General features: G+C 60.3%; 23 protein-coding genes. 9 read left to right on the forward strand and 14 right to left on the reverse strand.

Annotation, left to right across the window (positions count from 1 at the left end):
* Window positions 1-11: 11 nt before the first annotated feature.
* Complete coding sequence (locus WNZ14_RS19745; protein WP_342870395.1) at window positions 12-218, reverse strand: DUF2892 domain-containing protein; 207 nt, start codon at window positions 216-218, stop codon at window positions 12-14.
* A gap of 237 nt (window positions 219-455) precedes the next feature.
* On the opposite strand from WNZ14_RS19745, the gene WNZ14_RS19750 reads away from it, so the two are divergent.
* Together WNZ14_RS19750 and WNZ14_RS19755 are read left to right on the forward strand one after the other, a co-directional pair.
* On the forward strand, window positions 456-929 hold the full coding sequence (locus WNZ14_RS19750; protein ID WP_342870396.1) for a MaoC family dehydratase: 474 nt from the start codon (window positions 456-458) through the stop codon (window positions 927-929).
* Entirely contained in the window at window positions 926-1,417 is a 492-nt protein-coding gene (locus tag WNZ14_RS19755) for a MaoC family dehydratase (protein WP_342870397.1), read from the forward strand. The genes WNZ14_RS19750 and WNZ14_RS19755 overlap by 4 nt, the downstream gene beginning before the upstream one ends.
* Window positions 1,418-1,495: 78 nt before the next feature.
* Here the strand turns inward: WNZ14_RS19755 and WNZ14_RS19760 are convergent, their stop codons facing one another.
* From WNZ14_RS19760 to WNZ14_RS19790, 7 genes are all read right to left on the reverse strand, one after another.
* On the reverse strand, window positions 1,496-2,038 hold the full coding sequence (locus tag WNZ14_RS19760) for an adenine phosphoribosyltransferase (protein ID WP_342870398.1): 543 nt from the start codon (window positions 2,036-2,038) through the stop codon (window positions 1,496-1,498).
* A gap of 198 nt (window positions 2,039-2,236) precedes the next feature.
* A complete protein-coding gene (locus WNZ14_RS19765; protein ID WP_342870399.1) occupies window positions 2,237-3,088 on the reverse strand; it encodes a cytochrome c1 in 852 nt (283 codons plus the stop codon).
* Between the two features lie 26 nt (window positions 3,089-3,114).
* Complete coding sequence (locus WNZ14_RS19770) at window positions 3,115-4,416, reverse strand: cytochrome b N-terminal domain-containing protein (RefSeq protein WP_342870400.1); 1,302 nt, start codon at window positions 4,414-4,416, stop codon at window positions 3,115-3,117.
* 13 nt (window positions 4,417-4,429) lie between these two features.
* Complete coding sequence (gene petA, locus WNZ14_RS19775) at window positions 4,430-5,008, reverse strand: ubiquinol-cytochrome c reductase iron-sulfur subunit (protein ID WP_342870401.1); 579 nt, start codon at window positions 5,006-5,008, stop codon at window positions 4,430-4,432.
* 207 nt (window positions 5,009-5,215) lie between these two features.
* Complete coding sequence (locus WNZ14_RS19780; protein WP_342870402.1) at window positions 5,216-7,084, reverse strand: ABC transporter ATP-binding protein; 1,869 nt, start codon at window positions 7,082-7,084, stop codon at window positions 5,216-5,218.
* 48 nt (window positions 7,085-7,132) lie between these two features.
* A complete protein-coding gene (locus WNZ14_RS19785; RefSeq protein ID WP_342870403.1) occupies window positions 7,133-8,983 on the reverse strand; it encodes an ABC transporter ATP-binding protein in 1,851 nt (616 codons plus the stop codon).
* Window positions 8,984-9,134: 151 nt separating this feature from the next.
* On the reverse strand, window positions 9,135-9,272 hold the full coding sequence (locus WNZ14_RS19790) for a hypothetical protein (RefSeq protein WP_342870404.1): 138 nt from the start codon (window positions 9,270-9,272) through the stop codon (window positions 9,135-9,137).
* A 53-nt stretch (window positions 9,273-9,325) separates the two neighbouring features.
* On the opposite strand from WNZ14_RS19790, the gene WNZ14_RS19795 reads away from it, so the two are divergent.
* Window positions 9,326-9,793, forward strand: a complete 468-nt coding sequence (locus WNZ14_RS19795) for a tRNA (cytidine(34)-2'-O)-methyltransferase (protein ID WP_342870405.1) — start codon at window positions 9,326-9,328, stop codon at window positions 9,791-9,793.
* 12 nt (window positions 9,794-9,805) lie between these two features.
* On the opposite strand, the gene WNZ14_RS19800 is transcribed toward WNZ14_RS19795, so the two are convergent.
* On the reverse strand, window positions 9,806-10,189 hold the full coding sequence (locus WNZ14_RS19800) for a VOC family protein (protein WP_342870406.1): 384 nt from the start codon (window positions 10,187-10,189) through the stop codon (window positions 9,806-9,808).
* An 88-nt stretch (window positions 10,190-10,277) separates the two neighbouring features.
* Here WNZ14_RS19800 and soxR point away from each other — a divergent pair, with 88 nt between their 5' ends.
* The gene (soxR, locus tag WNZ14_RS19805) at window positions 10,278-10,745 is read left to right on the forward strand and encodes a redox-sensitive transcriptional activator SoxR (protein ID WP_342870407.1); all 468 of its coding nucleotides are present in this window, start codon (window positions 10,278-10,280) and stop codon (window positions 10,743-10,745) included.
* 21 nt (window positions 10,746-10,766) lie between these two features.
* On the opposite strand, the gene WNZ14_RS19810 is transcribed toward soxR, so the two are convergent.
* Complete coding sequence (locus WNZ14_RS19810; RefSeq protein ID WP_342870408.1) at window positions 10,767-11,036, reverse strand: hypothetical protein; 270 nt, start codon at window positions 11,034-11,036, stop codon at window positions 10,767-10,769.
* 155 nt (window positions 11,037-11,191) lie between these two features.
* On the opposite strand from WNZ14_RS19810, the gene hemF reads away from it, so the two are divergent.
* Complete coding sequence (hemF, locus tag WNZ14_RS19815; protein ID WP_342870409.1) at window positions 11,192-12,103, forward strand: oxygen-dependent coproporphyrinogen oxidase; 912 nt, start codon at window positions 11,192-11,194, stop codon at window positions 12,101-12,103.
* 33 nt (window positions 12,104-12,136) lie between these two features.
* Here hemF and WNZ14_RS19820 read toward each other — a convergent pair whose 3' ends face one another.
* On the reverse strand, window positions 12,137-12,748 hold the full coding sequence (locus WNZ14_RS19820) for a hypothetical protein (RefSeq protein WP_342870410.1): 612 nt from the start codon (window positions 12,746-12,748) through the stop codon (window positions 12,137-12,139).
* Between the two features lie 171 nt (window positions 12,749-12,919).
* On the opposite strand from WNZ14_RS19820, the gene WNZ14_RS19825 reads away from it, so the two are divergent.
* Entirely contained in the window at window positions 12,920-13,105 is a 186-nt protein-coding gene (locus tag WNZ14_RS19825; RefSeq protein ID WP_342870411.1) for a DUF1059 domain-containing protein, read from the forward strand.
* Between the two features lie 26 nt (window positions 13,106-13,131).
* Here the strand turns inward: WNZ14_RS19825 and WNZ14_RS19830 are convergent, their stop codons facing one another.
* The 3 genes from WNZ14_RS19830 to WNZ14_RS19840 are packed head-to-tail and all read right to left on the reverse strand — an operon-like array spanning window position 13,132 to window position 15,655.
* Window positions 13,132-14,382: a CCA tRNA nucleotidyltransferase gene (locus WNZ14_RS19830; RefSeq protein WP_342870412.1), complete on the reverse strand. Its 1,251-nt coding sequence runs from the start codon at window positions 14,380-14,382 to the stop codon at window positions 13,132-13,134.
* Window positions 14,379-15,017 (reverse strand): CoA pyrophosphatase, encoded by a 639-nt coding sequence (locus WNZ14_RS19835; RefSeq protein ID WP_342870545.1) that lies wholly within the window; start codon window positions 15,015-15,017, stop codon window positions 14,379-14,381. Before WNZ14_RS19835 ends, WNZ14_RS19830 begins: the two co-directional genes overlap by 4 nt.
* Window positions 15,018-15,034: 17 nt before the next feature.
* Window positions 15,035-15,655: a DUF1285 domain-containing protein gene (locus WNZ14_RS19840; protein ID WP_342870413.1), complete on the reverse strand. Its 621-nt coding sequence runs from the start codon at window positions 15,653-15,655 to the stop codon at window positions 15,035-15,037.
* Between the two features lie 116 nt (window positions 15,656-15,771).
* Here WNZ14_RS19840 and WNZ14_RS19845 point away from each other — a divergent pair, with 116 nt between their 5' ends.
* From WNZ14_RS19845 to WNZ14_RS19855, 3 genes are read left to right on the forward strand one after another with little or no spacing between them, the layout of a single operon-like run.
* Window positions 15,772-16,785: a MoxR family ATPase gene (locus tag WNZ14_RS19845; protein ID WP_342870414.1), complete on the forward strand. Its 1,014-nt coding sequence runs from the start codon at window positions 15,772-15,774 to the stop codon at window positions 16,783-16,785.
* A gap of 4 nt (window positions 16,786-16,789) precedes the next feature.
* Entirely contained in the window at window positions 16,790-17,707 is a 918-nt protein-coding gene (locus WNZ14_RS19850; protein WP_342870415.1) for a DUF58 domain-containing protein, read from the forward strand.
* On the forward strand, window positions 17,704-20,517 hold the full coding sequence (locus WNZ14_RS19855) for a DUF4159 domain-containing protein (RefSeq protein ID WP_342870416.1): 2,814 nt from the start codon (window positions 17,704-17,706) through the stop codon (window positions 20,515-20,517). The genes WNZ14_RS19850 and WNZ14_RS19855 overlap by 4 nt, the downstream gene beginning before the upstream one ends.
* Window position 20,518: the final 1 nt, after the last annotated feature.

Genomic DNA, 20,518 nt, shown 5'->3' on the forward strand with positions numbered 1-20,518 from the left:
GCGCCGCTGCGTCAGGCCTTCTTGACCGGACAGGTAGATAGACCAATAATCGAATAGAGCGGACAAGTGCCAAACAGGCCGGTCGCGAGCGGGACAATTCCAATCAGCGCAAAGTAGCGCCAGGATGCATCAGGATAGACAAAGAACAACGCGATCAACACCAGGCCTGCGATGATGCGCAGTGCGCGATCCAGGCCACCGACATTTGAATTGAACATTTATAGCTCCTGTTTTTCTTTCATTCGGCAAACACACCGAATTTCAAACAAACTAGAGCATGCAGGAACAAGCGCTTTGACGGGGATCAACATATAAGGCCGATGCGATCGCCAGTCTGTTCAGGCAGGCCAGCGGGACCAAGGCAAAATCAATTAGCCGGATCGGCGCTGACCTTCCATACCTGAATAAATTCCAATAGGTTAGGTTTCAAGCCATACAGAGGAAGCTTCAAATCCATGCCCAAGGACGACCTTCTCCATTTTGAGGACATGCCCCCCGGGAAAGTGTTCCCTCTCGGACCCAAGAATGTCACGGCGGACGAAATCATTGCATTCGCCATGGAATATGATCCGCAGCCGATGCATCTCGATGCAGAAGCGGGCAAGGAGTCTATTCTGGGCGGGCTGGCCGCCTCGGGTTGGCACAGCTGCTCCATGATGATGCGCATGATGACCGATGCCTACCTTCTCCGGACAGCGGCAGAAGGTGCTCCGGGCATCGACTACGTCAAATGGAAGAAACCTGTCCTCGCCGGCGACGTGCTGTCCGGGGAAACACGGGTGCTCGACAGCCGGGAATCGCAGTCCAGGCCAGGCATTGGCATTGTCAGCCTTCGCCATGAATTGCGAAACCAGAACGGTGAAACCGTGCTGGAATCGGAAAACCCGGTGATGATCCGTCTACGGAACCCCGGGAGTGCCAGTTCATGAGTATCGATTCTTCGTTAGAGCCAGGCGCTCGCAGGGAATTGGGAAGCTACGTATTCACCGCGGATGCGATCATTGCCTTTGCGCAACAATTTGACCCGCAACGCTTTCATGTTGACGCGGAAGCCGCAAAGGCCAGCATGTTTGGCGGCTTGTGCGCATCAGGCTGGCAGACTGCGGCGACGTGGATGAAGCTCAACATCGCTGCCAGTGAGGCTGACACAAAGCAAGCGGTCGCCGAGGGCCGTTCACTCCCCGAATTCGGTCCCTCTCCAGGGATCCGTAATCTGAGATGGTTCAAACCTGTCTTTGCCGGAGACGAGATTTCTTACTCGCGCACTGTCAGGGGCACAAGGCCATTGAACTCACGTCCCGGCTGGTCGATCCTCGAATCGTCCGCAGAAGCCCGGAACAAGGCTGGCGAGCTGGTCATGAGCTTTGATTCCGCAGCACTGATCCGGCTCCCTGACGGCATCGACCAAACGACCTGACATCCCGGCGCAGAACACACGTTCAGCGCGACATCTGGCCCACGGATAGCTGCCGCCAGCAGCAGCCTCTTGCAGCTGTCAGTGGCCTTCGTAGGACACCAGCGTGCGCACCTGAACGCCGAGATCCTCGAGCTTCTTGCGGCCACCAAGGTCCGGCAAATCGATCACGAAACAGGCGGCAACGATGTTGGCGCCCATCTGACGAAGCAATTTGACGGCACCTTCCGCCGTGCCACCCGTTGCAATCAGGTCGTCGACCAGAATGACGCTTTCACCCTCAGCCACCGCATCAGTGTGCATCTCCATCTCGTCGACGCCATATTCGAGGCTGTAAGCCACGCGGACGGTGTGGTGCGGCAGCTTGCCCTTCTTGCGGATCGGCACAAAGCCTGCCGACAACTGATGCGCCATCGCACCGCCGAGAATGAACCCGCGCGCCTCGATGCCGGCAACCTTCGACACCCTGAGACCCGCATAGGGATGCACCAGCTCGTCTACCGCACGCCGGAAGGCTCGCGGCGCACCAAAAAGGGTGGTGATGTCACGGAACAGAATACCCGGCTTGGGATAGTCCTTGATGGTGCGGATGGACGCGCGAAGTTCGTCTTCGAGATCAGACATGTTAGCTCCTGTATGGATGTCTCAATGTGCGGCGGGCCCACCCCCTGTGCAAGCCTCTTTCGTGGCCAGGCCAACTCCACGACACGTGCGGCCCATCGGCTCGCCTCAAGTCTGGCAAGCGTCAAGGGGAAAGCACTGAACATGAAAACGCCGCCCGAAGGCGGCGCTTTCGATACAGAACGGATCCTGAGAAAGGGATCAGTGCTCCTTGTTGGAGTACACAGCCTTCTTGGTCAGGAACATCAGCGCCGAGAAGATCGCCAGGAACAGGATCACCATGAAGCCGGTGTGCTTGCGGTCTTCCATGTGCGGCTCTGCTGCCCACATCATGAACGCAGCGACGTCATGAGCATACTGGTCCAGTGTCTCGGGCGATCCGTCATCATAGGTGACATAACCGTCATCGATCGGCTGAGCCATGGCGAGCGCTGCAGCACTGATGAAGTACGGGTTGTAATGCGTGCCTTCAGCAATCTCCACACCTTCAGGTGGCTCTTCATAGCCGGTCAGCAGCGAGTAGATGTAGTTCGGACCGCTCTCGTTGTAGCCGGTGAAAATGTCGAAAATGAACTGCGGGAAGCCGCGCTCGACATACCGTGCCTTGGCAAGAAGCGAAAAGTCAGGCGGAATTGCACCATTGTTGGCGTAGGCGGCCGCCTGGTCATTCGGGAAAGGCGACGGGAAGTAGTCCGCCGGAATGGCAGTCCGGGTGAACATCTCACCTTCATCATTCGGACCGTCCTGAACTTCATAGTTCGCCGCGAAAGTTTTGACCTGGTCTTCGGAATAACCCAGATCTTCCAGTGTGCGGAAGGCGACAAGGTTCATCGAGTGACAAGCCGCGCACACCTCGGTGTAGACCTTCAGGCCGCGCTGCAGCTGGCCCTTGTCATAGGTACCGAAGGGCCCTGAGAACGACCAGGACTGCTCTTTTGGATGATGAATGGGGTAGTGCGGGGTTGCGCCCTCCCCTTCGGCTGCGACAGCCGAGCCCGCGCCAATCATGGCGACCAGAGCGAACGGAACGATGCTTGCAAGAAGCTTTTTCATATCTCGGATCCTTTCCGTCTCGCCGCTCAGCCGCGGGTTTCTGGTGACGCAGCCGCGGATGCCGCAGCCCCGCCATTGCCGCCCTTTTTGGCGAGCACGGCTTCGGTAATGGAGTTCGGCAGACGTTTCGGCGTTTCGATCAGACCCAGCACTGGCAGGATGATCAGGAAGAACCCGAAGTAGTACAATGTCGAAATCTGCGCCATCGTCGTGTAGGTGCCTTCAGCAGGCTTGGCGCCGAGCCAGCCTAGGAAGATCGCGTTGGCCACGAAAATCCAGAAGAACAGCTTGTACCAGGGCCGGTAGACCGCCGAACGAACCTTCGAAGTGTCGAGCCAGGGCAGCACGAACAGCACCGCAATGGAGCCGAACATGGCAAGCACGCCGCCAAGCTTCGAGTCGATCGGTCCGATATTGAAGGTGATGGCGCGAAGGATCGCGTAGAATGGCAGGAAGTACCATTCAGGAACGATGTGCGCCGGGGTCTTCAACGAGTCCGCAGGGATATAGTTGTCCGCATGGCCGAGGAAGTTCGGCATGAAGAAGATGAAGTAGGCGAACACCATGAGGAAGATGCTCATCGCCAGACCGTCCTTGACGGTTGCATACGGCGTGAACGGCACGGTGTCGGTCTTCGACTTCACTTCAACGCCGGTCGGGTTGGTCTGACCGGTCACATGCAGCGCCCAGACGTGCAGGATCACAACGCCGGTGATCATGAACGGCAGCAGGTAGTGCAGCGAGAAAAAGCGGTTGAGTGTCGGGTTGTCGACCGCAAAGCCACCAAGCAGCAACTGCTGAATCGGCTCGCCGATGCCCGGGAAAGCCGTGAAGAAGCCGGTGATCACCGTAGCCCCCCAGAACGACATCTGGCCCCAAGGCAGAACGTAGCCCATGAACGCTGTTGCCATCATCAGAAGCAGGATCACGACGCCAAGGATCCACAGCACTTCGCGTGGAGCCTTGTAGGAGCCGTAATACATGCCGCGGGCGATGTGGATGTAAACTGCGACGAAGAAGAACGACGCGCCGTTGGCATGCATGTAGCGCAGCAGCCAGCCGGAGTTCACATCGCGCATGATTTTTTCAACCGACTGGAAGGCGATCGCGGTGTCAGCCGCATAATGCATCGCCAGCACGATGCCGGTCAGAAGCTGCACCACCAGCATCACCATAAGGATGCCGCCGAAAGTGTAGGCGTAGTTCAGGTTCCGCGGCACCGGGTAGGAGACGAAACTGTCATGCACCATCCGCATAAGCGGGAGGCGTGCATCCATCCACTTTCCGAAACCGGTAGCGGGCTGATAGGTCGAATGATCACTGCTCATGGTCTACTGCCCCTTAACCGATTTTGATGACGCTGTCAGACACGAAGGAAAACACCGGAACCGGCAGGTTTTGCGGCGCAGGACCCTTACGGATACGGCCAGCCGTGTCGTAGTGCGAGCCGTGGCAAGGGCAGAACCAACCACCGAAGTCACCGGCCTGTCCGAGCGGAATGCAACCCAGGTGGGTACAGACGCCGATCATCACCAGCCAGTTTTCCTTGCCTTCGCCAGCCGAACGATCAATGTCGGTCGCCTCGGCCGCACCGGAAATATTTGCGTTGCGCGCAACCGGATCCTTGAGATCGGCAAGCGCAACAGCTTGTGCTTCCTCGATTTCAGCTTCGGTGCGGTTGCGGATGAACACCGGCTTGCCGCGCCATTTTACTGTCAGCGACATTCCCGGCTCCAGGCTCTCGACGTTGACCTCAATCGAGGACACCGCAAGTGTCGAAGCATCCGGACGCATCTGGTCGATGAACGGCCAGGCGAAACTGCCTGCGCCGACCACGCCCGCCATTCCGGTAGCGATGTAAAGAAAATCGCGACGGGTCGGTTCGCCCGTGCCTTCGCTTTGTGTCATTGGCTCACTCACGGCTCAACGTCCTCTTCAAGCTGCGTCTGGACAAGTATCCCGTCTCACTGCCCCACGCAGATCCACTTGGTCCGCTATAGGCAGATTCGGCCACGAACGACAATGCGGCGGAATTCTGTCAATCGCGCGGTTTCTATGCGGGATAGAAGGAGAAGTCCAGACCAGACAAGAGCAAAGGGGCACAATGTCGCGGGGAAATTGGGCCAACTACTCCGCGGCTTCATCAACACCAATGAATCCGCCTGACTGACGGGCCCACAAATCGGCGTAAAGCCCGCCACGCGCTATCAATTCGGCATGGGTGCCAGTCTCGAGAACCCGGCCATTGTCCATCACCACGAGGCGGTCCATGCGGGCAATCGTCGAGAGCCGGTGTGCAATGGCAATCACGGTTTTGCCCTGCATCAGCTCATCCAGATTTTCCTGGATCGCCGCTTCGACTTCCGAATCGAGCGCTGATGTGGCCTCGTCCAGCACCAGGATCGGCGCGTTCTTCAGCATCACCCTTGCAATGGCGATTCGCTGGCGCTGGCCGCCTGACAGCTTGACCCCGCGATCACCAACATGGGCATCAAGCCCCTTGCGTCCGCGTTGGTCATATAGCTGGTTGATAAAATCGAGCGCCTCGGCCCGCCGCGCCGCCTCAAGGATCTCCGTGTCATCGGCGTCTGGACGGCCGAACACGATGTTCTCGCGGATCGACCGATGCAGCAGCGACGTATCCTGGGTCACCATGCCGATCGAGTGACGCAGCGATTCCTGGTTCACGCTGGCAATATCCTGGCCATCGATCTCGATCCGACCCGATTGCAGGTCATAAAACCTCAGCAGCAGATTGACGAATGTCGATTTGCCCGCGCCGGACCGGCCAACGAGGCCAAGTTTTTCCCCGGGCGCGATCATCAGCGACAGGTCGTCGATCACCGGCCGCTCGGCGTTGTAGCCGAAACTCGCCTTGTCAAACCGGATGCCTGCCTTTTGAACCACAAGCGGCTTGGCATCGTCTCGATCCTCAAGGCCAATAGGCCGCGCCACCAGCTCGGCCGAATTCTGCAGCGTGCCGAGATTGCGCATCAGCCCGTTGAGCTGGGTCATCATCCGTCCGAGAAGCATGTTGAGCCTGAGAACCAGCGACAGCGTGAACGCGACCGAGCCGACCGAGATGGCGCCAGCCAGCCACAGATCGATGGAAAAGCCAGCAATGATCGCAATCATCAGCCCGGAGAGTGCGGCCAACGAGGCGCGAACCCCGGTCAGATGCCGCGTGAACGGCAGAATGGTGGCAATGAACTGATCAAACCCTTCACGGATATAGCGGTCATTGTCTGCGTCACGCGCGTAGAGCTTGAGCGTCTGGATGTTGGAATAGCTGTCCGTGATCCGCCCCGTCAGCATGGCGGAAGCCTCCGCACTTGCCCTGGCGTGACGGCGGATACGCGGCACGAAGAACCGGGCCAGCAAGCCGAACACCACGATCCACACGAGAACCAGCGCTGACAACCGCCAGTCCAGCTGCGCCACCAGCGCCATGGTGGTGACGGTGTAGATCATGATGAACCAGACCACCTGCAGCAGCGAGACCATGAAATCGCCGGTGGCCTGGCCCGCCGACCAGACCTTTGAGACAATGCGGCCTGCAAAATCGTTCTGGAAAAACGCCAGGTTCTGCCGCGACACATGGGAATAGGCCTGCCATCGCACGAGATTGAAGAATCCCGGCACCACTGCCTGCTCCTCAACCAGCGCCGCGATGGTGACCACAGCAAACCGCGCCAGCACCACAACAAACAACATGAAGGCCAGCGCAGGACCATGCGCGGCGATCAGTCCGTCCCATCCTGCAGCGGGTTCCGACGCATCAAGCACATCGACCAGCTGTCCGACGAAATAGAATAACGCCGCCTCGAGCAGCGCCACCAGCCCGCCAAGCGCCAGCATCGCGGCAAACGCGCCTTTCGCCTGTCCGACATAGTGCCACAGGAATTTGCGCGTCGAATTGGGCGGCCGGTAACTCGAACGCCGGACAAACGGATCAATCCAGCCTTCAAAAAGGTCAAGCAGTGGTCTGAAAATCATGGTCGACAGAATAGAGCGGGCGACGGGTTTGGCAATATGGACATCACCCTACTCCGCCGCCGTCGCATCTTCGTGCGCGTCGATGAACCCGCCCGATTGCCGCGACCACAGGTCGGCATAAATGCCACCTGTCTTGATCATCTCGTCATGCACGCCGGTTTCCACGATCTCGCCCTGGTCCAGCACCACCAGCCGGTCCATTTGCGCAATGGTGGATAGCCGGTGCGCAATCGCGATCACGGTCTTGTTCTCCATCAGCGCAAACAGGTTCTCCTGGATCGCCGATTCCACCTCCGAATCGAGCGCAGACGTTGCTTCGTCGAGCACCAGAATCGGCGCGTCCTTGAGGAAAACGCGCGCGATGGCGATGCGCTGGCGCTGGCCACCCGAAAGCTTGACCCCGCGTTCACCGACATGAGCGTCCATTCCTGTGCGCCCGGCCAGATCCTCGAGACCTTCAATGAAGTCGAGCGCATTGGCCTTGCGCGCCGCCTCGATGATCTCGGCCTCCGTCGCCTCTGGCCGCCCGTAAGCGATGTTGTCGCGCACCGAGCGGTGCAACAGAGACGTATCCTGGCTCACCATGCCGACCTGGCCGCGCAGACTGTCCTGGCTCACCTGGGAGATATCCTCGCCGTCAATCAGCACACGCCCGGATTCCAGATTGTAAAACCGGAGCAGCAGATTGACGAGCGTCGTCTTGCCCGCACCCGACTTTCCGACAAGACCGATTTTCTGACCCGGCTCAATCGTCAGAGACAGATCTTCGATCACGCCGCTCTGCTTGCCATAGTGGAACCGGACATTGTCGAAGATGATGCCGCCCTTCCTGGCCACAATATCGTTGGCGCCTGGCTCGTCGACCACGTCATGCGGCTGAATCATCATGCTCATGCCGTCCTGAACAATGCCGATATTCTCGAAAAAGCCCGAGACTTCCCACATGATCCACTGCGACATGCCGTTGATCCTGAGCGAAAGCCCGATGACGACAGCAATGGAGCCGACCGAGACAATGCCGGTCATCCAGAACCCGATCGACATTGCCGAAACGAGGAACACCAGAACACAATTGTTGAAGTACACGAGCGATTCAAACAGGGTCACCTGGCGCATCTGCCGGTGCACAGCATTAAGGAACATGTCCATGCTTTCCTGCGCGTAAGCCTCCTCGCGGCCTGCGTGGGAAAACAGTTTGACTGTCGAAATATTGGTGTAGCTGTCGACCACTCGCCCCGTCATTGCCGAGCGGGCATCGGCCTGATCAGCAGAAATGCGTTTGAGCTTCGGCACGAAATGCATGATCAGGCAGATATAGATCGCCAGCCAGATCAGCAGAGGCAGCACCAGCCGCCACTCGGCGCTCGCCACCATGCCGATCATGGCGATGAAGTAGACCGAAACAAAGACGAACACATCGAGCAGCTTCATCACCGACTCACGGATCGACAACGACGTCTGCATCACCTTGGTGGCGACCCGACCAGCGAATTCATTGGAAAAGAAGCTCAGACTCTGCCTGAGCAGATAGCGGTGCATCTGCCAGCGCGCGATCATCGGGTAGTTGCCCAGAAGGGTCTGATGCACAATCAGCGAATGCAGCATCACCGTGATCGGCAGGCCGACAAGCAGCACGGCACCCATCAACACAAGTCGCAACCATTCACGCTGCAGGAACCCTTGCGGGTCGGTGTTGGACAGCCAATCGACAATCGAGCCCAGAAATCCGAACAGCATGACTTCGCCAATGGCAATCAGCGCGGTCAGGACAGAGAGGACGATCAGCCAGGGTGCGGCTTCCCGCGAATAATGCCAGCAAAAAGCCACGAGCCCTTCGGGCGGCGCAGTCGGCACCGCCTCGGGATAGGGGTTTAGTCGACGTTCAAACCATCCAAACATGGATGTCTCCTTGAAGAACTCCGCATGCCGGCATCTCGGATGCACCGGCAGGACAGAGAGTCAGGCTAAGGTCACGAGAGGATGACTGCCGCCCGGCGATTCGGGCACGAAAGCTGACTTGTGAAACTGAAACCGCGTTAGACCTGTATGTTCAGCGTGGCTTTGCCGCTGCAAGAAAGCTGGTATCGATGATGCGCATGTCAGCCTCCGTCAGGTTCGCGTTGAAGATGCAGCCATTTAGACAGGATTTGCCAATTCCGCCAGATTGCGCCGTCAGTTTTTGCTCCATGACCTGACATCCTTGCTTGATATTGTGATAAAATGACCACAGAAACCGTCTCCATGACCAAACCTCTCATCGCGCTTTACCAACCCGACATCCCCGGCAATACCGGATCCATCCTGAGGCTCGGCGCCTGCCTTGGCCTCGGCGTGCACATCATTGGCCCTGCAGGCTTTGACATGACCGACCGGTCGCTCAAGCGCGCCGGGATGGATTACATCGAGATGGCCAACCTCACCCGCCACGACGGATGGGAAGAATTCGAGATCTGGCGGCAGTCGGAAAGCCGACGCCTGGTGCTGATGACCACACAATCCGCCACGCCCTATATCGACGGCAGCGAGGAGACGATCATGGCCCGTGACGTGGTGCTGTTCGGACGAGAAAGCGCGGGCGTCCCGCCCAAGGTCCATGAGGCCGCCGACGCGCGTCTGACGATTCCCATGGTCGAAGGCCGCCGCAGCCTCAACCTCGCCATGAGCGTCGCCATCATTGCCGGCGAGATCACCCGGCGGTTCGGGCTGTAGCCAAACACGCCATCAGTCATAGCTGACCACCTCGAACTCGATGCCGTTTTCATCCTCGAAATAGAAGCGGCGTCCGGGCTCGTAATCGGCATGGTTGAACGTCGCATACCCCTGCGCCTTGACCTTGACCTCAACGGCATCGAGATCATCGACCACGATGCCGATGTGGTTCATCGCACCCGTCGCATCCCCGCTTGAGGTACTTGGCAAGGATCCGTCCTTAGGCGTGAACACCACCAGATAGTCATCGTCCGAGCCAACATGGATCGACTGACCGCCACTGCGCGCGGCTCCCTGCCAGCGGACCTTCCAATCAAACACCTCGCACAGCCATCTGGCAGTTGCAGGTGCATCTGGAACGGTAAAATTGACATGTTCGAGAACGGCTTGGGACATGGTCCTACTCCTGAAATTCGCGTGATTGCCTAACTTTGGAACCATGCTACTTTCTCAAGTTAACTTGAGGTCAAGAGGTTTTTTCATCATGCCCGCAAACAGCAATCAGGGTCTCCTCACAATCGGCGAAGTGGCCGGCCGTACCGGCCTGGCGGTCTCGGCGATCCGCTACTATGACGATCAGGGGCTGGTCTCGGCGCGGCGCACGCCGGGCGGAAAGCGCATGTTCATCCGCTCCGACATCAGGCGCCTCTCTTTCATCCTGATCGCGCAACAAATGGGATTTTCGCTCGAGGACATCCGAACCCAGCTCAAGCAATTGCCGCTCGAGCGCACGCCAAACAAACGCGACTGGGAAAAGATCAGCCGCGGCTTCCGGGCCCATCTCGATGCCCGCATCGGCATGCTCGAACGGCTGCGCGACCGCCTCGACGGCTGCATCGGCTGTGGCTGCCTCTCGCTCAAAGCCTGCAAGCTCTACAATCCTGACGACCGCGCCCGCGAAACCGGAACCGGGCCACGGTTGGTGGTGCAGAAATCTGTGAAGGGGAGTTGAGACTGAATTCGAGTTGGACGATCAATCTGCAGTCGGCAACCGGCGCATGGTGAATTCGATCGTGTCACCCTCGCCCGGCAGTGAACGCCAGCTTTCGACTTCGGTCCAGTAGGCGGCCTTCGGCCAGGTGGAAAACCACTCCCGCGCCTTATCGCGCGCCTGGCCCCGGCTTAACCGATAGGTCTCGCGCACGAAGCTGCCAGATGATTGACCACCGGATTTTTCCTGGCGCGCACGGGCGATCTCCCGGCGCAGCCCCTCGAGCGGGGGGCGTTGCTGATACCGTTTCATGGTCCTTCCTCGGCCTTCATGGCTCCACAGATAGTAACCCAAAACATTTTGCTCGGCGAGTCTCGTCTCGACAGCCGCAATCGGGAGCTAAGGTAAGGTTTCATCGAACCAACTCTGCTGCTATGACAGGTCAAAAGCCAATACGAGGAAGCCCTATGCAACGCCCAAGCCTGCCGGTCGGCCTGCCCGACGACATCGAGGAAAAGAAGACCAAAGCGCGCCAGTGGTTTGAGCAGCTGCGCGATCAGATCTGCCAGAGCTTCGAGGCACTTGAGGACGAAGTCGACAATCCGCAGTCGACCGGCGAGCCGGGGCGCTTCGAGCGCACGCCCTGGCAGCGCGACGAAGGTGCCGGCGGCGGCGGTACCATGTCGATCATGAAGGGCCGGCTGTTTGAAAAGGTCGGCGTCCATACCTCAACAGTCCACGGCGAATTCTCGCCCGAATTCCGCGCCCAGATTCCGGGCGCCGACGAAGACCCCAGGTTCTGGGCCTCGGGCATCTCGCTGATCGCGCACCCGACCAATCCGCATGTGCCGACCGTCCACATGAACACCCGCATGGTGGTGACGACGAGCCAGTGGTTCGGCGGCGGCGCTGATCTCACGCCTGTTCTCGACAATCGCCGCACCCAGACCGATCCTGATACGCAGCTGTTTCACCGCGCCATGGAAATCGCCTGCACCCGCCATGCGGTCGCCGATTACCCGAAATACAAGGCCTGGTGCGAGGAATACTTCTTCCTGCCGCACCGTGATGAACCCCGCGGTATCGGCGGCATCTTCTACGACTGGCTGCACACAGATGACAAGAACGGCGGATGGGAAGCCGATCTTGCCTTCACCCAGGATGTTGGCCGGGCGTTTAACGTGGTCTATCCGAAGATCGTGCGGTCCAATTTCAACAAGCCCTGGAGCGAGGCAGAACGCACCGAGCAATTGATCCGCCGCGGCCGCTATGTCGAGTTCAACCTGCTCTATGACCGCGGCACCATTTTCGGGCTGAAGACCGGCGGCAATGTCGCCTCGATCCTCTCCTCGCTGCCACCGGTGGTGATGTATCCATAAGAGAGAACCGGGCTTCCATGATTTGCGCGACGCTTAAATCCTGCGCAGCGCTTCATCGACCATATGGTTTGCGATCTTCATGCGGATGGTGGCAGCCTCTCGCCATTCCGCGGGCGTACGGTCCGGGTGATTAAGCCGGGCGAAGCTTCGGCGTTTTGATTGAAGCTCGGCCGCTGTATCAGAGGCCAGCAAATTTATGTCCTTCGCAACCTCCTCGGGGCTTAGCCGTTTGAAGAGCGAAGTGTCGATGGTCGGTTTGGGTTTAGCCTTTTGCAGCGGCGGCTCTTGCGGGAGCTGGGGAACAAGTGTGTCGGTGTGACAAGCCGAAGCGGCCAACCCGGGCTGTTCCCTGCTTGGCCAGGGTTGAGCCCTGAGACCAGCCGCAATGAAACTCGAATTCCAGCCGTGCCGTGCTGACCATGACCCTGATCTCTGGGTCGAGGTGTCTTCCTGTTCATGGCTCACGCGATCCAGAACGGCTTCGAACGAACTCAAACCCACAATCATCCCTGAATCCTGCAAAAGGAGCGAAATCGTCATGTTCACTGCTAGGGAAACAAGGTTAACACTTTCGAAAAATTGACAGAGGCCAGCATGATCAGTTTGATCGCCGGGCAAACGATTAGGGCGAAAATCGAACAGCACACAAAACGTAAGCCTCAATCTCAATCGAGCTCCGCCGGTGGTGGTTTACCCGCAAGCGGTCCCCGGTCCGGGGTGCGTCAGTGGCGTTTTTGATGTAGGATGATTTACCGTCGGCCGGTGCGCCGGCTTGGGCGGGCTCTTGAACTTCGACATCGAAAAGAGGAGACAGCCATGAAAACCTTCCATTGCGGATCCCTCGTTCCCGGTTGCGACTGGCACACGCGGTCTGACAGCGAAGCAGAGATCGTTTCCCGCACCGTTAACCATCTGCGACAAACCCATGGCGAGACCATCATCCGTCCATCGATCGTGGAGCAGATCAAGCAACGGACGCTTGAGGAGACTGACGCCGCCTGACGGGGCGCCGATCATCCATCCCGTAATCAGTTCTTGGCTTCAAGCAGCGCTGTCTTGTCGAGAGTGAAATTGCTCTCGACCCAGCGCTGTTCAAGCGCTGAAAGGTGCTTGCCCATATCAGGGCCGGGCTCGACGCCCAAAGCGATGAGATCCGCGCCGGCAACCGGGAAGACCGGTTGCTCCCAACTCAGTGCCCGAGCAAGATGACGGCTGTGCCCTGCGGTATCGGTCAGCGCTGAGGCATCGATCTCGGTGCGGCTGCGCGCGGAAACCAGCGACAGCCGGATGCGATCGCCGAGCGGCTGGACGCCATGACGGTAAAGCAAACGGTCGAGCGCCGTGATTGCCAGCGTCGGCGCAATCGCCGGCGCCTCCGCCCATTTGACCAGCCGGTCGGTTTCGGCGCGCGACATTTTCAGCCTGGATGAAAGCTCACCCATCCGCGCCACATCCGGCGGTACCATGGCCATCAGCCGCAGCATTGGATCGGGTTCCCAATCGAGCGCGGTTTCCGCGGCAATCAGCGGGCCGATGGAATCAATGCCCCATTTTTCGCTCTCGGGCAGAACCGCAGAAAGCACGCCCGACTGACGCATCCATAATAATGCCCGCCCCGGATCGCGCGCCTTGAGCAGGGTCTTGAGCTCTTTCCAGACCCGCTCCGCAGACAGTTTTCCAAGCCTGTCACGCGCTCTGGCGCAGGCTTTCAGCGCTGCGGCATCGGGCCGGCCGGTGCCGTAGTGGGCAAAGAAGCGAAAATAGCGAAGCACACGCAGATAGTCCTCGGCAATACGGGCGTCGGCGTCCCCGATGAACCGCACGGTGCGGGTCTCGATATCTTCCAGCCCGCCGACAAGATCGATGATCGTGCCAGCCTGATCGGCATAAAGCGCATTGATGGTGAAATCCCGCCGTTCTGCGTCTACCTGCCAGTCCTTGCCAAAGGTCACCTTGGCGCGCCTGCCGTCGGTTTCGGCATCATGACGCAGCGTGGTGATCTCGAACCCGCGGCCGTCGATCACCAGCGTCACGGTACCGTGCTCGATGCCGGTCGGCACCGCGCGAATGCCTGCAGCTTCAGCCCGCTTGACCACCTGCTCGGGCGCCCAGGTCGAGGCCAGATCGGTATCGGTGACCGGCAGGCCCATCAGGGCATTGCGCACCGCGCCGCCAACCACGCGTACTTCCTCGCCGTCCTGGTTGAGCAGCGCAAAAATTCGCGCCAGCGCCGGATCGGTGAACCAGCTCTCGTCAGCCACGTTCGCTTCAGTGCTCATGCGTAAAGTCTTTCATACAATGTGCGGATGATCCCGGCGGTAACACCCCAGATATGATGTTCGCCGTAGGGCATGACATAATAGTGCCGCTCGATGCCCTCCCAGACGCGGCTTTCGCGCCGGTGGTTGGCCGGATCCATCAGAAATGACAGTGGTGTTTCAAACACCGCGTCAACTTCATCAGGGTTTGCAACAAGGGTGAAGCCCGGCCGCACCACCGCAAGCACCGGCGTGATCCGGAAGCCTGTGGTGGTCATGTAGACCGGCAGCCGTCCGACAGGTTCGACGAACTTGCGATCCAGCCCGATTTCCTCTTCGGCCTCCCGCATGGCTGCAATTTCCACGCTGCCATCTTCCGGATCAACCGAGCCGCCAGGAAACGCCACCTGCCCCGAATGCCTGCGCATGGCGGTCGAACGGCGCGTCAGGATCACTTGCGCTTCAGGCCCGGTATCTGTGACCGGAACCAGAACGGCAGCCTCTCTCAGCTTGGCGCCGACCAGTCCCGAAACCATACCGGGATTGAGCACATGATCGCCATGTCCGAGATGCGCCGGCTCAGACCCGAAAGCGTGATCGGGATTGTGGTGCTGCGCACGAAATCTAAATCCGTTGGCGTCGAACCCTTGCGGCATGGTGGACACGGTATCTGTCAAACACCCGCCTCCAGCCTGGCCATCGGCATCACCGGAAACACCGCGCCGGCTGAGCGGATCGCATACATCGCCTCGCCATCGATCTCCACTTCCTCGCCCAGCGCCAGGAGATCGTAGGTCACAGCCCGGTTGACCAGCGCTTCCAGCCGGCCACGCACCATGAGATAGGGCTTGAGCTGATCAGTCTCGCCGGTGACGACGAATCGCAGCGGATTGTCCGGCCCGGCGCGCACGACATCGCCGACATTGGTGCGGAAAGTCAGCACCTGGGAGCCATCTTCTTCGCCCACAGTCATCTCGACACCCAGAAAAGGCGCATCAACGACGCGGATTCCGATCTTTTCCACAGGCGTGACCAGATAGGTCTTGTCGTCGTCATCGCGCCGCAAGACCGTGGAAAAAAGTCGCACCAGGGCCGGACGCCCGATCGGGGTGCCCATGTAGAACCAGGTGCCATCTGCACGGATTTCCATGTCGATATCGCCGCAATAGGGCGGATTCCAGTGCTCAACCGGCGGCAAACCATCCTTGCCGGCGTTCCGGTCGCCCTGGGCGCGCGAAATCAGCGCGGCAAGATCGTCCGCATCTGATTTCGTGTTGGTCCTTGTTTTTGCCATTGTCCTGTCCAGCTATGGTTAAAGGTAACCAGATAGTCATCTGAAGGGCTCTTGTCAGCCTTTGAGCGTAGAATAAGCTGTTTGCCAGCCACGAACCAGAACGCGCGGAGAGACCCATGGGACGCATCGACACTGGCGCAAAGCCAATTGACGACAAGGCAGTCATCGCTGCCGCTGAACAGGCGCTGGCGGAAATTTCCGCGATCAAGCAGGCCGTGTCCGACGTCATCTTTGGTCAGGAAAGCGTGGTGGAGCAGACCCTGCTGGCGGTTCTGTCCGGCGGCCATGCGTTGCTCGTCGGCGTCCCTGGTCTTGCCAAGACCAAGCTGGTGACAACGCTCGGCACCGTTCTCGGTCTCAATTCAAACCGCATCCAGTTCACCCCCGATCTGATGCCGTCCGACATTCTCGGCTCGGAAGTCATGGACCAGGACGAGACCGGGCGCAGGTCCTTCCGCTTTGTTCCGGGCCCGGTGTTCACGCAACTGCTGATGGCTGATGAAATCAACCGCGCTTCGCCGCGCACCCAGTCGGCGCTTCTGCAGGCGATGCAGGAATACCATGTGACCGTGGCGGGAGCCGCGCACAACCTGCCGCGCCCCTTTCACGTGCTGGCAACGCAGAACCCGCTTGAGCAGGAAGGCACCTACCCGCTTCCCGAAGCCCAGCTTGACCGCTTCCTGATGCAGGTCGACGTGCCCTACCCGGAAATGGCGGCTGAACGTCGGATCCTGCTCGAAACCACCGGCTCTCAGGAGTCAGTGGCACGACCCGCCATCACCATGGAGCGGCTGGCCGAGATCCAGGCGCTGATCCGTCAGATGCCAGTGCCCGAATCGGTGGTCGACGCCATCCTCGACCTTGTCCGTTCCGCGCGGCCCGGCCATGGCAACGCCAAGGTCGACGAAACAGTCTCCTGGGGTCCTGGCCCGCGTGCTGGTCAGTCCCTGATGCTCTGCGCCCGCGCCCGTGCGCTTTATGATGGCAGGCTTGCCCCGTCGATTGACGATGTGCGCGCGCTCGCCGAACCCATCCTGCAGCACCGCATGGCGCTGACCTTCTCGGCCCGCGCAGAGGGCATAGGCATTCGCGACGTCATCGCCGATCTTATCACCCCGAAAGCGGGGTGAGCCGATGGCCCCGATCGGCCAGCTGACCCAGCAGACCGCGCGGCTTGATGCGCTGGCACGTGCCCGGCAGCGTGCAGCACTGTTGCCCGATTGCCTGGCCGAAGCCCGTCGCGTCGCCAATACCGTGATTGCCGGCTGGCATGGCCGCCGCAAACGAGGCATCGGCGAAACCTTCTGGCAGTTCCGGCCTTATGTCGACGGTGAATCGCTGTCACGCATCGACTGGCGGCGCTCGGCCCGCGATGACAACCTCTATGTCCGCGACCGTGAATGGGAAGCCGCTCACACGATCTGGCTTTGGGCCGACCAGTCGCCCTCCATGCTCTACAAATCCGATGTCGCGCTTGTCAGCAAGGAAAGCCGCGCCCTTGTGCTGATGCTGGCGCTCGCGGAAATCCTGTCGCGTTCCGGCGAACGTGTCGGCTGCCCCGGCGTCATGGAACCTGTTGCTTCCAGAAACGCTGCGGAACGACTTGCGCTGGCTCTGGCCCATGCACCGATACAAACCGCCCTTCCCGATCTGGGTCAGATCGGGCGGATGAGCGATGTCATCCTGATCAGCGATTTTCTTGATGCCGACGACACGCTTGAAACCTGCATCGGACCTGCCTCAAGGCGCGGAATTCGCGGTCACATCATCGAGGTTTCCGATCCGGCTGAGGAAACCTTTCCCTATACCGGACGCACCGAATTCCGCGATCCCGAAACCGGTCAGAAGCTGATCGCCGGCCGCGCCGAAACGGTCGCTGCGGACTACCGCAAAGCCTGGCTTGCCCGCCGCGAGGCGCTGGGACAAGGCGTGCGGCGCATGGGCTGGAGCTTTCTCGCCCATCGCACCGACCGGCTGGCATCCGAAGCCCTTGCCGCGGCGCACGGCCATCTGTCCGGCATTCCGGCAGCCAAGAAGGCGGCATTGTCATGATTGCAGGCATCCCATTGGCCTTTGGCGCACCGGCGATCCTGTTCGGACTTCTGGCCCTCCCGGTGATCTGGTGGCTTCTGCGCCTGACCCCGCCGCGCCCGCAGGCCGAACCATTTGCACCGCTGGCTATTCTTGCCCGCGTGCTCAAGGCCGAGGAAACCCCGTCCCGCAGCCCCTGGTGGCTGACCCTTCTGCGTTTGCTGATCGCCGGACTTGTGATCCTGGCGCTTGCTGAACCGGTGCTCAATCCACGCGACCGGGCCTTGTCATCGAACGGCCCGCTGGCGCTGGTCATCGACAACGGCTGGGCCACGGCACCTGACTGGCAGGCACGGACCGAGGCCGCCGAAACGCTGATCGCGGAAGCCGAGGATCTCGATATTCCGGTGTCGATCGTTTTCACCGCCAACCGCCGCCATGACGCGACGCCGACCAGCTTCGAGCGCGCCCGGGATCAGCTGCGTGCAGCCAAGCCGCAACCGCTGCGCCCCGAGCGCAGCGCATCTGTGACCGCGCTGATCGCAGCACTGGGCCAGACCCGGCCCGGCACAATTGCCTATATCTCCGATGGCATCGACACCCCGGACGCCACAGATGCATTCAGCCGCCTCTCCGCGCTCGAGGCCTCGGCGATCCGCATCATAGGAGCAGACGACACCAATGCGCTCGCTCTGACAGGAGCTGATAATGGCGCCGAAGAACTCAGCGTGACCGCGAGCCGTCTGAATTCCACGGACGCGGCAAGCTATGGATTGACCGCGAGCGACGGCAAAGGCCGCGAAATTGCCGCCGGCGAAATCCGCTTCGACACCGGCGAAGCTGAAGCAACAGGCACGATCTCGACGCCCTTCGAGATCCGCAACGACATTGCCCGCCTTGATGTCACCGGAATTGACACTGCCGGCTCAGTGCGGCTGCTCGACGACAGTTTCCGCCGCCGCCGGGTGGCACTGATATCGGGAGAGGCAAGAGACATTGCCCAGCCGCTGCTCTCGCCGCTCTACTACATAAATCGTGCACTCTCGCCCTTTGCCGATCTGATCGAGGCCGACAGCGAGGAAATGTCCGTTTCAATCCCGAAACTGCTGGAGCAATCCCCCGCAGTGGTGGTGATGTCGGATATCGGCACGCTGCCCGAAGACGTGAGCCAGAGCCTGAATGAATGGATCGAACGCGGCGGCACGCTGATCCGCTTTGCCGGCCCGCGTCTGGCCGCAGCCCCGGGCAATGATGAGCTGCTGCCTGTGCTGTTGCGCAAGGGCGAGCGCGAACTCGGCGGCGCCCTCTCCTGGATCGAGCCGCAGCCACTGGCAAACTATCCCGCAACCGGGCCGTTTGCCGGGTTGCCGACACCGCGCGACATCACCGTAAGGCGTCAGGTTCTGGCCGAACCCTCGGCTGATCTTGCTGCCCGCACCTGGGCAAGCCTTGCCGACGGCACCCCTCTGGTCACCGCCGCCGATCGCGGTGCTGGCCGGATCGTGCTGTTCCATGTCACCGCAGAGGCGAGCTGGTCCAACCTTCCGATCTCGGGCCATTTCGTCGACATGCTGCGCCGCGTGGTGCAACTGTCACGCGCGGTCTCGGGCGGCGGCGAAGCCGGATCTGGCATCCTTCCGCCATGGCGTCTGCTCGATGCCAACGGCGCGCTGCTGCCGGCAAGCGGAGACGCAAAGCCGCTTGACCTTACCGACCGCACGGCCGTTGTGCAGGCAGGCCCCGACAACCCGCCGGGTCTTTATGGCGGCGAAGACGGTTTCGTCGCACTCAACCTTTTCAGTGCCGATGAGACCTTGGCCCCGATTGCCATCCCCGAGTTCGAAGCGCCGGTCACCCGCTCAGCCATCACCGGCGACAGCACTGTTGATTTCAGGCCATGGCTGTTTGCAGCGGCCCTGTTCGCCTTGCTGGTCGACACGCTGATTGTGCTGCTGCTCAACGGCGCCTTCCGTCGCAAGACATTCAAACAGGCGTCTGCTGCAGCCCCTGCGCTTTTCATCGTCGGCCTGTCGCTGGCAATGTTCACTGCCCCTGGAACAGTCCGTGCCCAGGATGCCCAGCCCGGCGACGTCGATCTTCTCGAAAGCCTTGATCGCACCCGTCTGGCCTATGTGATCACCGGCGACGAAGAAGCCGACAGAACCAGCCAGGCGGGTCTCGACAGCCTGTCAAACTATCTCTTCAGCCGGACCGCTCTCGAGCCCGGCACAGCGATTGGCGTCGATCTCGAGACCGCACCGCTGTCGCTCTATCCGCTGATCTACTGGCCTATGAGCGAGGATGCCGATACGCCGTCGCCGGAAGCCATAAGCCGGCTTGACGCCTACATGAAGAATGGTGGCTCGGTGCTGTTTGACACCCGCGACCGGATTGTTGATCTCGGTGGCGGCTCCAGCGCTCTGACGGTGAGACTGCAGCAGATCCTTGCCGGCCTCGACATTCCCCCGCTTGAGCCGGTTCCCGCCGATCACGTGCTGACAAAATCCTTCTTCCTGCTCGACACTTTTCCGGGCCGCTATTCCGACGGCCCGCTCTGGGTGGAGGCAACGCCTGAAACCAACGACCCGGCAGAGCGCCCTGCGCGTACCGGAGACGGCGTCTCATCGATCCTGATCACCGGCAATGACATGGCAGCGGCCTGGGCGCTCGACGATCAGGGGTTTCCGATGTTCTCCACCATCCCCGCCGATCCCTGGCAGCGCGAATACGCCTATCGCGCCGGGGTCAACATCGTGATGTACATGCTGACCGGCAACTACAAGGCCGACCAGGTGCACATCCCGGCACTGCTTGAACGGTTGGGGCAATAAG

Source organism: Hoeflea sp. AS60 (genome assembly GCF_038900115.1).
Taxonomy (GTDB): domain Bacteria; phylum Pseudomonadota; class Alphaproteobacteria; order Rhizobiales; family Rhizobiaceae; genus Hoeflea.

Excerpts from the sequence above, each read along its gene's own strand:
- WNZ14_RS19745 (WP_342870395.1), bottom strand. The coding sequence starts at position 218 with ATGTTCAATTCAAATGTCGGTGGCCTGGATCGCGCACTGCGCATCATC.
- WNZ14_RS19750 (WP_342870396.1), top strand. The coding sequence starts at position 456 with ATGCCCAAGGACGACCTTCTCCATTTTGAGGACATGCCCCCCGGGAAA.
- WNZ14_RS19755 (WP_342870397.1), top strand. The coding sequence starts at position 926 with ATGAGTATCGATTCTTCGTTAGAGCCAGGCGCTCGCAGGGAATTGGGA.
- WNZ14_RS19760 (WP_342870398.1), bottom strand. The coding sequence starts at position 2,038 with ATGTCTGATCTCGAAGACGAACTTCGCGCGTCCATCCGCACCATCAAG.
- WNZ14_RS19765 (WP_342870399.1), bottom strand. The coding sequence starts at position 3,088 with ATGAAAAAGCTTCTTGCAAGCATCGTTCCGTTCGCTCTGGTCGCCATG.
- WNZ14_RS19770 (WP_342870400.1), bottom strand. The coding sequence starts at position 4,416 with ATGAGCAGTGATCATTCGACCTATCAGCCCGCTACCGGTTTCGGAAAG.
- WNZ14_RS19780 (WP_342870402.1), bottom strand. The coding sequence starts at position 7,084 with ATGATTTTCAGACCACTGCTTGACCTTTTTGAAGGCTGGATTGATCCG.
- WNZ14_RS19785 (WP_342870403.1), bottom strand. The coding sequence starts at position 8,983 with ATGTTTGGATGGTTTGAACGTCGACTAAACCCCTATCCCGAGGCGGTG.
- WNZ14_RS19790 (WP_342870404.1), bottom strand. The coding sequence starts at position 9,272 with ATGGAGCAAAAACTGACGGCGCAATCTGGCGGAATTGGCAAATCCTGT.
- WNZ14_RS19795 (WP_342870405.1), top strand. The coding sequence starts at position 9,326 with ATGACCAAACCTCTCATCGCGCTTTACCAACCCGACATCCCCGGCAAT.
- WNZ14_RS19800 (WP_342870406.1), bottom strand. The coding sequence starts at position 10,189 with ATGTCCCAAGCCGTTCTCGAACATGTCAATTTTACCGTTCCAGATGCA.
- soxR (WP_342870407.1), top strand. The coding sequence starts at position 10,278 with ATGCCCGCAAACAGCAATCAGGGTCTCCTCACAATCGGCGAAGTGGCC.
- WNZ14_RS19810 (WP_342870408.1), bottom strand. The coding sequence starts at position 11,036 with ATGAAACGGTATCAGCAACGCCCCCCGCTCGAGGGGCTGCGCCGGGAG.
- hemF (WP_342870409.1), top strand. The coding sequence starts at position 11,192 with ATGCAACGCCCAAGCCTGCCGGTCGGCCTGCCCGACGACATCGAGGAA.
- WNZ14_RS19825 (WP_342870411.1), top strand. The coding sequence starts at position 12,920 with ATGAAAACCTTCCATTGCGGATCCCTCGTTCCCGGTTGCGACTGGCAC.
- WNZ14_RS19830 (WP_342870412.1), bottom strand. The coding sequence starts at position 14,382 with ATGAGCACTGAAGCGAACGTGGCTGACGAGAGCTGGTTCACCGATCCG.
- WNZ14_RS19835 (WP_342870545.1), bottom strand. The coding sequence starts at position 15,017 with ATGCCGCAAGGGTTCGACGCCAACGGATTTAGATTTCGTGCGCAGCAC.
- WNZ14_RS19840 (WP_342870413.1), bottom strand. The coding sequence starts at position 15,655 with ATGGCAAAAACAAGGACCAACACGAAATCAGATGCGGACGATCTTGCC.
- WNZ14_RS19845 (WP_342870414.1), top strand. The coding sequence starts at position 15,772 with ATGGGACGCATCGACACTGGCGCAAAGCCAATTGACGACAAGGCAGTC.
- WNZ14_RS19850 (WP_342870415.1), top strand. The coding sequence starts at position 16,790 with ATGGCCCCGATCGGCCAGCTGACCCAGCAGACCGCGCGGCTTGATGCG.
- WNZ14_RS19855 (WP_342870416.1), top strand. The coding sequence starts at position 17,704 with ATGATTGCAGGCATCCCATTGGCCTTTGGCGCACCGGCGATCCTGTTC.